The sequence below is a fragment of the Paenibacillus sp. Marseille-Q7038 genome (assembly GCF_965111595.1).
In genome coordinates this window covers 509,248-525,422 of sequence record NZ_CBCOOM010000002.1, presented here as the reverse complement: position 1 = coordinate 525,422, position 16,175 = coordinate 509,248, and the positions used below count along the sequence as shown (strand labels likewise).

Genomic DNA, 16,175 nt, shown 5'->3' with positions numbered 1-16,175 from the left:
AAATCACCTAATTACGATGATCAATAATATAAATTAATTGTACCAGGCTGCCTTCAACGTTGTAGCCCATTACCAACGTATAGTAACCCTTCTCTTCATTCGTTAGATCAAAGGTGAATTTATCAGGGGTTCCCGCCCATTCATTGATATCAAGCACCGTCTCTTTAAACGTTCTATTGTTCCGAATCGCCGCTGTGTCAGGTATCACTTTATTGCCATCTGTACCTGTAACAAGGTTGTCTACCTCGACAATAGGTCCTTTTAATTGTGATACCTCTACATATTGAGGATCTGCAATGAAGTTATTCAACTTTGTTAACCCACCAAGTGGTGAGAAATCTGTGACTTCATTTCCACTGATCGTAAGGGTCTCTAGATTTACGGCATACTCTAACCCTTCAAGAGAACGAACTCGGTCTCTTCCCCCAGGCTCACAGATTAATGAAGTAAGATTATACATATCTCCTAGTGTTAATTCCCCGGTAACACCCAATGTTTGCTTAATCGTGTCACTTAAATAGCTGTCTTTTACAAGAATCACTTGAGTAAGATCTATTTTTGTTAATCCTTCTTTTGCACTCTTCAAAGCTGCTACTGCTGCTTCAACTTCATTTTGAGTAACCTCCGGATTAGCGAGAACTTCTTCTGCTCTTGCTACGCTGGATGTGATTATCTCTAGACTTTCCGAAGTGTATCCATCTAAAACCATTGCTTTTGCTTCTTGAATTGCTTCTTCAAGCTCAACCGTAAACAAACGACCAGCATTAGCAAAATAAAGTTTCGTATCTCCCCACGTAGCGTGGTCAGACCCATTTCCATTCCCACCATCGGTAACAACTAACTTAAGTTCTTTTGCTCCGTTGATATCAACTTGGGCAAATTTTTGCGGATCTTTTGAATTCATCAGCCCGCTATCAAATTTCTTCTCTCCATCTACAATCACCTCGAAGCTGACAGAACCTACAGAACCGTACATCTGACGATCCACCCCGACAAAAGAGGTGAAATAATCGAAATTCTTGTCCGTTAGATCATACACAATAGTAGAATTAGAGTGTGCACCAATCCCTCTTACGTAGGAAACTTCGCGATTGTTCTCATCCGTCAATCTTAACGTCTTCGCACTAATCGAGATATCTTTCAGCGGTGCCGTATAACTATTCTGCGTGGAACTCCATTCATCATCCGTTAAATACGTATAATCTTCCATGTCCACAACTGCTATCGTTCTTGTCTTCGTGGTCATATTGCCATCACGATCTGTTACCGTGTATGTAATGAGGTATTCTCCCGCTCTACTAAAATTAACTTTATCTTCTCCCGTAACGATGACCTCGGAAGTTATATCGCCATCTTCTGCATCAACAGCCGAATAATCTGCACGAATCACCATTTCTTGGCCTACTTTGGTAGATACGGATTTAGGTATTGAAAGTTCAGGTGCACTGGAAGCTGTCGTGAATTTAGCATCAGCCCATACGGTATGATCCTGTGTATTGTTATCACCTGCATCGGTTGTCACAAATGTAACTTTTTTCGCCCCTGTAACCGGCACTTTTATGAATTCATGTTCCGAGTTCACTTTGATGACATCACTAGAATATTTCTTCTCACCATCTACATAAACTTCAAATGAAGCCGAAGCCCTAGTTCTATCTGTAGCGTAATCAATACCAATGTAACTTTCGAAAAAGTCATACCCTTTGCCTTCAATATCGTATATCACTTCAGAGTTAGCATGTATCCCAATCCCTTTTGTGTATGTCGCTGCAAGCCCTTGTCTAAGAAGAGTTATTGGGCTACCATCAGGTGCGGTATCCTTCTTAAACGGACCAAAGCCCACTTTTGCCGAAGCAGCAGTCAGATCAGAAGCATACTCGAAGTTACTCGTTACGATGACATTTGCTGTTTTCGTCAAAGTCGTTCCTTCGCTTTGAACTTCGTACACAACTTTATAGCTTCCTTTATTCGTAACATCGACATCGCTCGATTTAACAACGACTTCACTTGTTATCTCTTTTCCTTGATAGTTTGCTGCTATTACATAATCCATAGGATCAAAAGTTTGGTTTAATTTCAAGGTTACTTGATCTTCTACCGAGAGTGAAGGTTTGAACGCTTTTACCTCAACCGGGTTTAATGGGTTCAATTTTTTATCATATACAATAATCTGATAGGTATGGTTGACGCTTGTATCTACACTTGAATCAACAAATTGACTTGTGCTTGTGAAACCAACCAGGATATCATCTCTATAAATTTCATAACCTAAAATATCATTCTGATATCTCTCATCTATGCGCATGTGTAATGTATTCGTCTTTGCTGTAGCATTACCAGCAATATTGACCTCTACTGACCCGGATACCTCTTTATCTTCAATTCCTATACCTTCATAATAAAGAACGGAATTATTTAAGTACCAAAGTTTCTTAGGTTCTGGATATTTCGCTGTTTTTTCTCTAGTCTCATCTGTTACCGTGAAGCCATGTCTAGCAAAATAACTGCTTAAGTCATAGCCCAGGAGTTCAGAAGAAAATTCTACATAATACTGTTGTTTCGAAATATCTCCGTTTATAAGAGAAACCTTCCGTTCCCGGTACATCTTGGACAGTTGGGTCCAGTATCCTGGATGAGCAAGCTCCAATTGCCAGTAAGCGCCGAGCTGTGCAGCAAGTCCTTGTTCATTCATCACAACTTTATTTTCTTCAATAACATATTTGTAAATGGTTTCAAACGGAATGCGATTATCAATTGCATTGCTGTTGTTCATATTGTGAGCTTCAACTGACATCAACATGGATACCATATTGTTCGTAACTTCCCCGTACTCCCGTTCTCCAATCGCAAGACGGTGTCCGATTTCATGGTTAAGTCCCCATCCTGGAGCAACCTTACTAAAATCAGCCAGCATCGTTGCAACGGTACCATTTTGAATTCCCGTATGATCCCCTGCTGCGTACATCGCACCATACGGCTGCATCAGACGGATATTTTCACGCATCCGTATTGGATCGTTCGTCTCACTGCTTCCATCTAGCCCGTAATGTTTGAAAATCTGTTTCATCCATACGTCATAGCCAGTAACTGTATCCATTGGATTTTTGCCTTTAGTAATAAACTGGTTATAAGCCTCAGAAGCTGTCCCTGTAAAAATCACATGGTCGCTGACCATTTCCACAACATCGACTACTTCGCGTTCAGCCACATTAGAATGAGCTGCTACATCCTCATCTATTTTCTTTTTATATGCGATCAACTCTTCTTTAAACTGTTCCGGTTTTGTATCCAAAGTCATCATCGGAATCTTTTTTACACCTTCGAAACGAAGTACCGGAGCTTCTCCCTGCTCTTCAGGTGTATATGGGTTTTGAAGATAAATAGTACCGCCTTTAACAACTCCATGATTATAGCTATCTTGTGAAATGGTTGGCACCGTAATTACGTTCTTTCCAGGTTTAAGCGATATGCTGCTCGACCATCTATTCCATGAACCTTCTTGTTGTGTAAAGGTTAGAGAAGGAACTTTACCGCTTGGCGCGTCTACATAAACAGTAATTGTACTGCCTGGCTTAGCAACAAAACCTGTAGGCTGATTGTTCGTTCCGAAATTCATACGCAGGTTTTGCTGTGCATGCTTTCTCATATCTCCGCGCTGTTCGGCTTTTATCAATGTCCCTTGCAAATCCACTTCACCGCTAACCAGCTTTTTAGCCAGGTCCAGCTGATCTTTATAAGTAGCATACAACGGATGCCCTTTTGCTTCTTGTTCCAGCGCAATCAGTTTGTCTATTTGGTTATACTCTGGTATAACCCCACTCATCGTTCCATCGGTGAAAATATTATGCATGATATCTCTGACCTGATCTTCTTTGTAAAAAGAAAATTCAGCCGCACTTGCCCAATTTTGATTTGCTTTTTTGAATACAAATTTGATTCTCTTAAACGAAGTTGGGGCCAATTTAATTTCTACAACATTTCCTGTCGAACCTATGTATTCCCCTGTAGTTACTAATGTGAAATTGCTGCCTTCGTTTGTAGTCGATCCATAAATCTCAAACTCTTGTGCAAATCCTTTACCTTTCGCGCTATCCTGTCTAGCTGCATACACGATCCGATTTAACGTAGTCATTTCATCTAGCTGAAATACAACCTCATTCGTAAACGTTGTACTGTTCGGCTTTCCGGTTTCCCATTGAGTACTCATATCTCCATCAATGGCTTTATTAATTTGAGAACCAGGGTAGTTACCGCCATTACTTGTGATCGATGTAATATTTGCATTATCCATTTTATAAACACTGTTGTACGTAGGTAAGACCTCTTGTCCATATAAATCAAAAGGAATTACGGCTGCTTTGCTTACCAAACCAACCTCATTTTGTGCTACAATTTTTGCTAGTTTGGAATTTTTCATTTCACTTGCCATAACATAACTGGTTTCACTTAACACACTGAGAAGCATTGCCGCTGATGTAGCGATTACTATTATTTTCTTCATACTCTTCCTCCTGATGTGATATATGTACTTCTCCAACCCACAAAATTCGCACAAAAAAAGCTACCCTTAAAGAGCAACTTGTACGCATCCAAAAAAGTATAAGAAATTAATTCTGTATTCATATACAATCTTATATCAAAAAGCGAAATACACTCTTTGGCAGCTGGCTGACAGTAGTTTCCTAACCGTAGTCCCTATGGCTTTGCGTCCCCATGTTTCCATAGGTTTGCTGTTCTCTTTTATTATCGGAACGGATCGTATGATTTACATATAGGTAATTAACATTAAATTTGATTGAAAATAGGCAAGTAATTTCTTTTTCGTCCCCGTATCTTTAATTCGTAAGGACTACACCTATCAAAAGTTTATATGACTCTAGATCTGTTTCTTGTATAGGAGGAAATGTGGCGATGAATTAGAGAGAAATCAAACAATAGAGTATACTATATAAATACACGTTAGATTAGAAACGAAATTCTAGATGTATGCGAAATGAAATATAGTGCAGAAGAGGTTGAGAATGAGTCAGAAGCAATTTACAGATTACCCTTTAAGTGAAGAGATTATAAGAGCACTTCATAGCTTAGGTTATGAAACGCCAACAGAGGTTCAATCGGAAGTAATTCCTGTCGTACTTCAAAATAAAGATTTGGTAGCCAAATCACAAACAGGCAGCGGTAAAACCGCATCATACGGCATTCCCCTTTGCGAGCAAGTAGAATGGAACGAAAATAAGCCGCAGGCTCTCATTCTGACACCAACTCGCGAACTTGCCCTACAGGTAACGGAAGATATCACGAATATTGGTCGCTTCAAACGGATCAAAGCTACCCCGCTTTATGGGAAACATCCGTTTCATATGCAAAAGGCCGAATTAAAGCAACGTACTCACATGGTGGTAGGTACGCCTGGACGCGTACTCGATCATATTGAACGAGGTACACTTGCGCTAGACCGAATTGCTTATCTCGTCATTGATGAAGCCGATGAAATGCTGAACATGGGCTTTATTGAACAAGTTCAGTCCATCATTCAGGCATTGCCGAAGGATCGAGTTACGATGTTATTCTCTGCTACTTTCCCAGAAGATGTAGCCAAGTTATCTCGTAAGTATATGAACAGTCCTACCGAAATTGAAATTAAAGCAACTGGGATTACTACATCAACGATCGAACATACCCTTATTCAGGTACAAGAGGGAGACAAACTTGCTCTTCTAGAAAATGTACTTGTAGTTGAGAATCCGGACAGCTGTATTATTTTCTGCCGTACTCAGGAGCATGTCGATTCCTTGTTCAGAGAACTTGCAGAGCTCGAATATCCATGCGACCGGATTCACGGCGGTATGGAACAAGAAGAACGTTTTGAAGTTATGAATGCTTTCAGAAGAGGTCAATTCCGTTACCTGATTGCTACTGATGTAGCAGCTAGAGGGATTGATATCACGAATATCACGCATGTTATTAACTACGACATCCCCCTGGAAAAAGAAAGTTATGTGCATCGTACAGGACGTACGGGGCGTGCAGGCAAGACAGGAAAAGCGATTACCTTCGTTACTCCTAGAGACGGAAGACGATTAGCGGATATTGAAGCCTATATTGGGTTTGAGATTCCTAAGATCAAAGCTCCTTCCGAAGAAGCCGTTGACCTTCGCAGAGAAGAATTCGAACAGAAATTACGTGTTCGTACAGAACTTAAGAAGAATAAACGTGAGCTGTTAAATGATCAGATCATGAAGCTCAACTTCAATGGCGGCAAGAAGAAAAAGTTCAGAGCTGTAGACTTTGTAGGAACCATTGCGAAACTCGATGGAATCACTGCAGACGATATTGGTATTATTACCATTCACGATCATGTAACCGATGTGGAAATTCTGAATGGCAAAGGACCGCTGGTGCTTGAGATGATGAAGGATACAACCATAAAAGGCAAGCAGTTGAAAGTCCGTAAAGGAAATAAATAGAGCCTTAGCCATATAAAAAAGACGAGAGAAACGCGTCGCTGTATGCGTTCCTTTCGTCTTTTTCTATTTCTTATCCATATCAAATGTTTCAGATGTTGATGCGGGTATCGTTAATAGAAATGTAGTTCCCTTCCCCTTTTCACTATATACCTCGATGTTACCCTTCACTTTATTGAGTGTACTGTAAACCATCAGCATACCCAGGCCAGTTCCTTCTTCTTTCGTAGAATAATATGGCTTATACAGGCCCGTAATTTCTTCTTGGGTCATTCCAATCCCTGTGTCCTCAATTCGGACCATAATATTCTGCTTCTTTTCCGATATGTCGATGGAAAGTGTTCCACCGCCCTTTTCTGTCATGGATTCAATCCCATTTTTATATAGATTAATAAGGCACTGAGTGATCTGATTTCGATCATAATAGGCCTTTAATGTGTTATTAAATGTAAGCTTTACATCCACCTTATGTAACAAGGCATACGGCATAATAATTTCGTGAGTGTAATCTACCTCTTCTTTCATATTGGAATAAACCATATTTTCCGATTGAGGTTTAGCAAAAGAAAGATGGTCACTTACAATTTTCTCTGCCCGTTTCAGTTCCAGCAAAGATAGATTAACATATCTTTTTTCTTGGTCTGTCATCGTTTTAGATCTCGCTAATAATTGCAAGAACCCACTGGTTACCGTAAGCGGATTTCTTATCTCATGAGACACGCTAGCCGCCAGCTCACTGGCGACATTTAATTTTTCCGAGTAAAGGATTCGGTCGCGCCCCTTAATGTTCATTATTATTTTCTCGATAAGAATCATAAGGATTAGCATCACCACAATATGTGTCCCCAATGCATTTACAACAAGCATCCAGAACTTGTAATCTAAATCCTTAATAACCCAAGCTAAAGAGATAAGATAACATCCCATCGTCATGAAAGAGAAGAACGTTGCAGCGATTATGCGGCCCTTTGATTCTAATCTCGTAAACCTCTTACTGAACAACGGAACCAGAACCAGCACCGCCGTTGAGAGAAGAAAGGAATGGATTGTACCTTCTCCCCCCACATAGAAACGAAGAATATTCAGCAGTATATATAAAGGGAAAACACTCCTGTACCCTCCAAACAAAGCAACAATAATAAAAGGAATATAACGTAAATCAAAAATAAACCCGGCTTCTAAGCGAATCGGCATGATCATACAAAGGCACATGGTTACTGCCGAGAGAACTACAAAAACGTTTCGGCTGTTACAAAAAGGCCTATTCTCAAAAAAGATCAAAAATAAGAGGACTGGAAAGAGTAAAAACAAGAAATTAAGCAGCAAAATCTGAAACAAACGGTACCTCTCTTTCTAACTTTTACTATAAAAGATAGCAGTTGTAAGGTTTTTGGATTTAATTAGCACAATACGCTAATTTACTATTATAAGTAAAGCCGAACCTGCTGACTATAATTTGCGTACCATTTTGGACATCCAATTTATTACAATCAAAAAAAGCATCTGCGCGGATGCTTTTTAATCTGGCTCTTTTATAAAAGATCTCGAATATAAGCGGATAACTCTTCAGCCGCTTTTTCATGGGCTGCTGCCCCTGGATGGCTTCGAGCACCCGTTGTTTGTTCTGTCATATTTGGCAGTTGGAATACAGAAACGCTCTTATCTCCTGTTTTCTGCTTGTATGCATCAACCGCTCGGTATATGGATGGCATCATGGGTATTCCTAACATCCCGTAAGCCCAGACGATCTTTGCCTGTTTGTTATGTTTTCTAATCTTCATGAGAAAACGCACGACTGCATCCTCAAAGGTTTGTAGATCTTTCTCGTGATAAGAACCATCCTCATGCAATCGTTGTTTATAGATTTCCCCTGTTCCTTCATCCTTCCATTCTGGAGAGTAAAAGGCTCCTCCATCGTTCGTCCCGAGATTCACCACCACAACATCCGGCTGCCATGACTCAAAATCATTTTCCTCAAATGCCCCTAAAGCTTCATTTTTCTTTCCTGTGAGAATACCGCATACTTTCTCATAATAATCGGGCATATTTGCACGGGGATTGTTATCCCAACTTGTAAGAACGCCCCAACCGCTTTGAGAGAGAATTCGGTAATCCGCATGTAACCTACTAGCGGTCATCGTGCTGTAATTGTGAATTGCACTGCACCACATAGGGATCCAATCCTCTTCGGTTTTCGCACCAATAGCTCCTTCTCCAGATGTAATACTGTCCCCAATAAATTCTATTTTGTACGGTTTCTCTTCCACAGGAAGAAAATCCCCGTCCGACTTCACGGCGTGAATCTGCAATGAATTACCGGGATCTCCACTCATTGCTTGCATGTCTCTCACTATGCGCACATTTTTAATAACATCTTTATTCATTCCTCTAAACACACAAATAAAGCTTCTTCCCGCCGTTATCATTTGCCTGCTTACAGGAACCGAGTTAATCAAGATGCTGATCCAAGGCTCATATGTATCGTAATCTGCTTCTACTTCCACCCATAGCTCAGAACCTTTTACATTGAATTCAACTGCACTTCCTGTCCAGAATAATGGGAGTGGAGAGAGCCGTCCTGTCGTTCTACCGTGTATTTTCAAATTTTTGATCTCAGATAAGGGATGTAATTCTAGTTTGCCTAGCGTTTCCATGTATATATCCTCCTAAACTTTCCTCTTTATTTATATACATTTCGCCGGATGTAAAATATACCCTTTTAAATAGCAAAAGACAGATCCAAAAAGGACCTGTCTTTTGAAAAATCTATTGTTCAAACCCTTGCAATAAGGCTAAAGCTTCTTCATGATCGGGTTCAAGTTCTAACAGTTTTCTCAGGTAATGAAGTGCTTCCTCAATCATTTCTAACTCAAAGCAGCAAATGGCTAAACAATAGAAGACGGTGGATACGATCTCATCCTCATCTTCGCTTAATTGAATCGATATTTCTAAGTAATGTTTAGACTCTTCATACATCTCCATCTCAAACAATACTAATCCTGCATCCAGCGCTAAGTCATAGCGCTGTTCCATCACATAGTACGATGACCACATGATCTCAATACCTCTATTGATGTCTAACAGTTCTTCATCTCTTGCCTCAGGCAGCAGACTGCTGATCTGTTTTGCGCTCTGAATGAAGAATTCTGCATCATATCCGCCGAGACGCCAGAAACTTAAAATTTGCTGCAATCCCATGCTGTCTATTCTTTGATCGACCCATTCTTTCATGCTATAAAATTCATCTGGACCAAACCGCTCAATAAATCGGCGATAAGCCAGTCTTGTACTCGGATATCCCTTTGGATTATCCAGCTGGAGGATACAGCCCACATTTATATTACGATAGTGGTGTGGAGAGAATAATGCCTCGGCTCCTCTTTGTTCAAAAACTTGCTGAAGTGCATGATAATTAGCCGTTAGTGAAAAACTTCCGTGCATAATGAGTTCTGGCGGTTCTGAGAACCTCCAGTAGTCGAGTAAATGCTCCCCTTTATCGGCCGTAATTAATACAAATCCTTCCTGTGACAACTGATTCAAACGTTCTAAACAAGTGAGCCCCGCAGCAGGAAATAAGATATGCGATCCTTCTAATTCCTCTTGATAAACGGCAATGACTTCACGATATGGGTAAGCTTCCTGCTCATACTCAGGTGCTCTCCTATGTTCATAACGCAAAGATATTTGATCTAGTACTTCAGACGGTTTCAGTGAATCCATATGTTCAGGATATTCCACAAAAACATCAGCTTCATATATTTTTCCGTCTTGAATATAAAGTAATTCCTGAGGGATTCCGCAGAAGAAGTAGTTGGCCACAACCAATATCGGTTGTTTTACATCTCCTTTACTGATGGTGATGCCTGCCATCACTAGGTCTAATTCCGTGTCCTGAACGGCATCAAATTTTGCAAAATCAAGTACACCCTCCTGAATAAAAGATAGCAGAGCCGGATGCTCCTTCCATGCAAGCACATTACTCATCGCAAGATCCGTCATCACATAGCGGAATGGCGGCAGCGATATTCCCGCATAATCCCTGAGTTTATACAACTCAAGAAGTACATGGTAAGCAAGGCGACCTGCTCCTGCCCCCAGCTCAACGATCGTAACCGGCTCTGTGCTATGCCCTTGACCGGCCCGATCTTGGAGAAAACCAAATATCATTTCTGCATAAGCTGTAGCGATCATTGGATTACTCGTTATATATTGAGGAACTTGGTCATTATTCCATGCCTTCATTCCCTTTTCTTCATAGTAAGCTCGCGACAAGTCCCATATTGGTGCTTCGCTAAAGCGGTAACGTTGTTTTTTGTTCTCTATCATTTCCATTTTATCCTGCTCTCTACCCGTAATTTATTGCTTTGTGTCATGCATCTTTCTTCTTACTTTATCATACTCTTTTTTTCCTTCTCTCACGAATTCTACAGCAAAACAGGATACATTCCCAAATAACATGCGGGTCACATATCCTGTCCTTCCTTAATTTTTATATGATGATCGTACTGTCTTCCTGTTTATCGTTAAGTCCCGCAATAGGTTCGGTAAGGAACGGCTGATTTTGGCGGAAGTGCAGCAAATTCAGCTTGTTCAGCTGTATATGCATAAGGCTCTTTAAGAACATCTAGCAGCTGCTCCATCACGCTATAGTCTGCCTGATTTACTGCTGCCTCTAGAGCAGCTTCAACCCGGTGGTTACGAGGGATCACGGCAGGGTTACTGCGGCGCATCAGCTCATACGCTTCACTCTTCTCTTCGGGCTGTCTGCCTAGTCTTGCCTGCCACTGCTCAAACCAAGAATTAAATTCGTCACTTCCGTACATTGCCACATCTTCTGGCTGCTGCAAAGTTAGGGAACGGAATGTGTTGGTGTAATCGGCATCTTGCTTGTACATCATCGTAAGCAGATCTTCGATCAGAGTTTCATCCTCCTGCTCTTCCGTATACATCCCTAGTTTTGCTCTCATTCCTGCCAGCCAGTGACGACGATATAACTTAGGAAACTCAGCGATTACATCCTGCGCTAAACTCACCGCCTGCTCCGTGTCCTCATGAAGCAGAGGGATTAAAGTTTCTGCTAATCTTGCAAGATTCCACCCCGCGATACTTGGTTGATTCCCATATGCATACCGTCCTTCTCGATCAATGGAACTAAATACCGTTGCCGGGTCATAATCATCCAAGAATGCACAAGGGCCATAATCAATGGTCTCTCCGCTGATTGTCATATTATCGGTATTCATCACTCCATGAATAAAGCCAACTAACTGCCATTTACTTATAAGAAGGGCCTGTCGTTGAATTACTTCCTGAAGCAGACGGAGATACGGGTTCTCTGCATCAGCGGCATCTGGGAAATGTCTTTGTAACGTGTAGTCGGCCAAGGCTTTTACATCTTCTTTTGTCCCCCAATGGGCAGCATACTGAAATGTTCCTACACGCAGATGGCTTACTGCTACTCTGGTCAGAATAGCACCCGGAAGATAGGTTTCACGAATAATCAGCTCGCCTGTCTTCACTACGGCAAGACTACGGGTTGTTGGGATTCCAAGACCATGCATCGCTTCGCTAATGATATACTCACGCAGCATAGGTCCAAGCGATGCGCGCCCGTCTCCCTGCCTTGAATAAGGCGTTCTGCCTGAGCCCTTCAGCTGGATATCAAACCTCTCCCCCGATGGCGTAACCTGTTCACCGATGAGCACAGCTCGTCCATCACCAAGCATATTGAAATACCCAAACTGATGACCTGCATAAGCTTGGGCGAGCGGGTAAGCTCCCTCTGGGATTTCATTACCTGCGAGTATTTTTGCACCTTGGTCACTATTCAGCACTTGTCCACTTAGTCCAAGTGACTTTGCTAATTCCTCATTAAATACAACCACATGTGGTGAACGTACTGGTTCAGGATCTTGCTGGGTATAGAAAACTTGTGGCAGACGAGAGTAACTGTTGTCATAATTCCAGCCTGCATCTGAGGTTTCTTTTTTATTCATGATTTTCATCTCCCTCTTTTGGCCTTTAGAACACTTCTTGTTTTGTAGTATACCCTTTCCATCCATTCTTTGCTTACCACTCAAATAATCTACTGTTCTTTACCCACCGGCTTTAAAGCTCCAATGAACTGGTACGGGAGCTTCAAAATTTTCAGTTCCTGCCATGTTCCAATCCCCTCGCTTTCATACACTTCTTCCTATTTGCCAATTCACCAAAGAATTCGAAAGGACATATATCCCTTATCATCCTACCGAAACCGTAACAATATGGTAAAAAAACAAAAGGGAACCTTCTATCAATAGCTTTCAATTGACAGAAAGGTTCCCCTTATAATCTATGGTCTATCTTCTATTTTTACCCTTTATTATTGAACAGTATAACCACCATCAATAACTACTGCTTGACCTGTAACACTCTTCGCCTTATCACTTGCCAAGAACAAAGCATAATCTGCAATTTCACTAACATCCAGTAGACGTTTTTGCGGAACTAGAGGAAGGAGCACTTCTGCTAGTACATCCTCAAGAGGTACATTACGCGTTTTAGCTAGATCAGCCATCTGTCCACGAACAAGTGGAGTATCGACATATCCTGGTGCAATTGCGTTGACGGTAATACCATGCTCAGCACCTTCCAATGCTGCCACTTTTGTCAAACCAATAACCCCGTGCTTGGCACTGTTATAAGCTGCTTTACCTGCAAATCCAATGAGACCATTAATCGAAGCGATGTTGATAATACGTCCAAAACCTTGTTCTTTCATAATAGGGAAGACGTTTTTCGTCAAAATAAATGGAGCGGTGAGCATGATTTTTTGCATCAATTCAAACTTCGCTGTTGGGAATTCCTCGATCGGTGCTACATGCTGTAGACCAGCATTGTTAATCACGATATCCACACGACCATACGTGTTTTTTGTTTCAGTGATTAGATTTTGAAGTTCTTCTTCATTCGTTACATCTGCTTTGATGCCGATTACTTCATAGCCTAGTTGTCTTAAGGACTCAGCTGATTCTTGCAGCACCTCGTTATTAATGTCTGAGAGTACAACTTTCGCTCCATCTGCAGCAAAGTATTTCCCGATTTCAAATCCAATTCCTCGAGCAGAACCTGTAATAATAGCAACTTTATTCTTAACCATAATAAAAAACCTCCATGTAATTTTAATAGTATTTTTGGTGTCCTTCTTAAATGAGCATTTTCCATAAATCCAATTAGCGACTAACAATCAACAATATATTGATCAGCGGTAGGAAAATGTTAAACAATTCCCATTCCGCCAAGGATAATTCCGACGATGACTGCAATAGTAGGTATTAATACAGCTACCATAAATACGTCTTTGTATGTTTCTTTATGAGACAAGCCTGTAACCGCAACAAGTGTTAGTAGAGCCCCGTTATTAGGTAGTATGGACGCCCCTGAAGCAACGGCAGCCATTCTATGGAATACATCCGGGCTAATACCTGTTATTTGCGAAAGATTATAAAACGTATCGCCCATTGTACCTAGTGCAATGCCCATCCCGCCAGAAGCAGAACCTGTGATAATAGACATAATTTGAACAGCGAGAGATTGAGCAATCAATGGATTGTCTGAAACATTAAGGAGCCAATTCGTAATGCTGTCAAATGCAGGTACGATTGCAATAACTGCTCCAAAACCAACAGCTGCACTTGTGTTTAAAATAGCCATTACAGAGCCTTTTGCGCCCTCATTAATGGAGAACACAAACTTTTTATAATCCTTTATATTAATAAGCATGATGCTTAGGACACCCAGTATTAAAGCATATACAGGCTCCAATTTAACAACGTTCAGTAGTATAACAACTACAAAAAGAGGAACCAACGATAACAGCCAATTTGGCGTCTTTTCATTTTCTTTCTTCTCGTTTGATACAGCTACACTAGGTTCAGTGAACCCTTCACCCTTAGCGGAAAGTTTTTTTTCTCGGAATGCCAGCCAGGAATATCCGCCACCGGCCATGATTAATGTAGTGACTATACCAATGATCGGCCCTGCGGTAGGCGTCGTATGAAAATAATCCATAGGGATCAAGTTTTGAATTTGTGGTGTTCCCGGCATGGATGTCATTGTGAAGGTAAAAGCTCCAAGAGCAAAAGTCGGAACAAGTAACCTTCTCGTCACATTCGCTTCACGGAACAGTTCAAGAGCAATCGGGTAGACTGCAAAAACAACGACGAACAAGCTAACTCCACCATAGGTTAATAAAGCGGAAGCGATGAGTACACCAAGAATGGCTCTCTTTTTCCCAATTAATTGGGTTACTTTTTGAGCAACCGCTTTAGCAGCCCCTGTTTCCTCCATCAACTTCCCGAAGATTGCCCCCAATAGGAAAATCGGGAACCAACTTTGTACGAATCCAACCAATCCACCCATATAGGTTCCTGTATATGCATCTAATACATCTAACCCACTCATTAATGCTACGACTCCGGCAGCTATGGGAGCTACCCAAATAATGGACCATCCTAGATAGGCTAAAGCCATCAACAGGATTAAACCAACAACAATACTTAACATTTGAATTCACCTTTTTTTCAATTGGAATATAAACCTTTATTTGTTACCCGATTTTATGTGTTATGTACTATACTGTAACCATCTTATTAAATGTAACCAGGTAACTTAAAGTAAGTTTACATCCAGAACTATCATTTGTAAAATGAATAAATTGAATAAAAAGTATTCCAATATCGAATAAATAGGAGTTACTACAACATGGAATTAAGAGATCTAAAATCATTTATGGAAGTTGCTAAATATAAAAGCTTTACGAGTGCCGCCGAGCACTCATACTTAACCCAGCCTTCTTTAAGTAAAGCGGTCAAAAAACTTGAAAAAGAACTCGGTGTGGGACTTTTTGACCGTTCGACTAGACACTTATATCTGACAGATGCAGGACAAATTGTATACCAGCAAAGTCAGAAGGCGTTTTCTGCATTATCTGAGTTAAATGTCCTTCTAGACGATCTTAGAAATATTGCTGTCGGTGATATCAAGATCGGGGTACCGCCGCTGATTGGCACCTTATTTTTTCCGGAAATTGCAAAGATTTTTACGAAGCGTTACCCAAATGTTTCTCTAGAGTTATTTGAACATGGAGCAAAGCTTATAGAGCGACTTATCGAAGATGCGCAGATTGATGTGGGGATTATTGTATTGCCGGCGAATGAAGAGAAATTTCATATCTATCCGTTTATTCAAGATGAATTCTATGTATTTCTCCATAAGGATCACAAACTATCTCATAGAACATCCATTTCTTTGAATGAGTTAGCTGAAGAGAAATTCATTTTATTCAAAAAAGACTTTACTTTACACGATTACATTATTCAGGCCTGTCAAAAGGAAGGATTCACTCCTAAAGTCTCATACCGAAGTTCACAGTGGGACTTAATTATTGAACTTGTATCTTCTCAGCTAGGCATCACCCTGCTTCCTAAATCGATTTATGATAAACAAAGTAACGATAATATCAAGATCGTACGATTAGAAAATCCAACGCTTTACTGGAATCTTGGAGTAATCACAAAAAAAGACGCCTACCATTCCTATGCATTAAAGAAACTCATAAATATGTTAGTAGAAGGATACTAAAGGGAAGCGTTGTCATTTTATTGTTCTCTGAAATATTTTTCAGGGGAAAGTGAAATACAAGGAATTACAAGAGGTTACAATTTATTACTG

At 40.7% G+C, this 16,175-nt stretch carries 9 protein-coding genes and 1 riboswitch; of the genes, 2 read left to right on the top strand and 7 right to left on the bottom strand.

Features of this window, described 5'->3' with window-relative positions; translation table 11 throughout:
• Nucleotides 1-7 precede the first annotated feature (7 nt).
• On the bottom strand, nt 8-4,501 hold the full coding sequence (locus ACWPWY_RS19620; RefSeq protein WP_454193302.1) for an NPCBM/NEW2 domain-containing protein: 4,494 nt from the start codon (nt 4,499-4,501) through the stop codon (nt 8-10).
• 155 nt (nt 4,502-4,656) lie between these two features.
• A riboswitch (cyclic di-GMP riboswitch) is annotated at nt 4,657-4,742 on the bottom strand.
• 279 nt (nt 4,743-5,021) lie between these two features.
• Here ACWPWY_RS19620 and ACWPWY_RS19615 point away from each other — a divergent pair.
• Nucleotides 5,022-6,467 carry a DEAD/DEAH box helicase gene (locus ACWPWY_RS19615; RefSeq protein ID WP_454193301.1) on the top strand — a complete coding sequence of 482 codons (1,446 nt, stop codon included), beginning with the start codon at nt 5,022-5,024 and terminating at the stop codon, nt 6,465-6,467.
• Between the two features lie 63 nt (nt 6,468-6,530).
• Here ACWPWY_RS19615 and ACWPWY_RS19610 read toward each other — a convergent pair whose 3' ends face one another.
• The 6 genes from ACWPWY_RS19610 to ACWPWY_RS19585 form a co-directional block, all read right to left on the bottom strand.
• Entirely contained in the window at nt 6,531-7,745 is a 1,215-nt protein-coding gene (locus tag ACWPWY_RS19610) for an ATP-binding protein (RefSeq protein WP_454193901.1), read from the bottom strand.
• Nucleotides 7,746-7,996: 251 nt separating this feature from the next.
• Nucleotides 7,997-9,118 carry a GDSL-type esterase/lipase family protein gene (locus ACWPWY_RS19605; protein WP_454193300.1) on the bottom strand — a complete coding sequence of 374 codons (1,122 nt, stop codon included), beginning with the start codon at nt 9,116-9,118 and terminating at the stop codon, nt 7,997-7,999.
• Nucleotides 9,119-9,230: 112 nt separating this feature from the next.
• Nucleotides 9,231-10,790 carry a tetratricopeptide repeat protein gene (locus tag ACWPWY_RS19600; RefSeq protein ID WP_454193299.1) on the bottom strand — a complete coding sequence of 520 codons (1,560 nt, stop codon included), beginning with the start codon at nt 10,788-10,790 and terminating at the stop codon, nt 9,231-9,233.
• A 197-nt stretch (nt 10,791-10,987) separates the two neighbouring features.
• Entirely contained in the window at nt 10,988-12,460 is a 1,473-nt protein-coding gene (locus tag ACWPWY_RS19595) for a protein adenylyltransferase SelO (RefSeq protein WP_454193298.1), read from the bottom strand.
• Nucleotides 12,461-12,825: 365 nt separating this feature from the next.
• The gene (locus ACWPWY_RS19590; RefSeq protein WP_454193297.1) at nt 12,826-13,602 is read right to left on the bottom strand and encodes a 3-hydroxybutyrate dehydrogenase; all 777 of its coding nucleotides are present in this window, start codon (nt 13,600-13,602) and stop codon (nt 12,826-12,828) included.
• 119 nt (nt 13,603-13,721) lie between these two features.
• Nucleotides 13,722-15,008 carry a GntP family permease gene (locus ACWPWY_RS19585; RefSeq protein WP_454193296.1) on the bottom strand — a complete coding sequence of 429 codons (1,287 nt, stop codon included), beginning with the start codon at nt 15,006-15,008 and terminating at the stop codon, nt 13,722-13,724.
• Nucleotides 15,009-15,206: 198 nt separating this feature from the next.
• On the opposite strand from ACWPWY_RS19585, the gene ACWPWY_RS19580 reads away from it, so the two are divergent.
• Entirely contained in the window at nt 15,207-16,085 is an 879-nt protein-coding gene (locus tag ACWPWY_RS19580; RefSeq protein ID WP_454193295.1) for a LysR family transcriptional regulator, read from the top strand.
• Nucleotides 16,086-16,175: the final 90 nt, after the last annotated feature.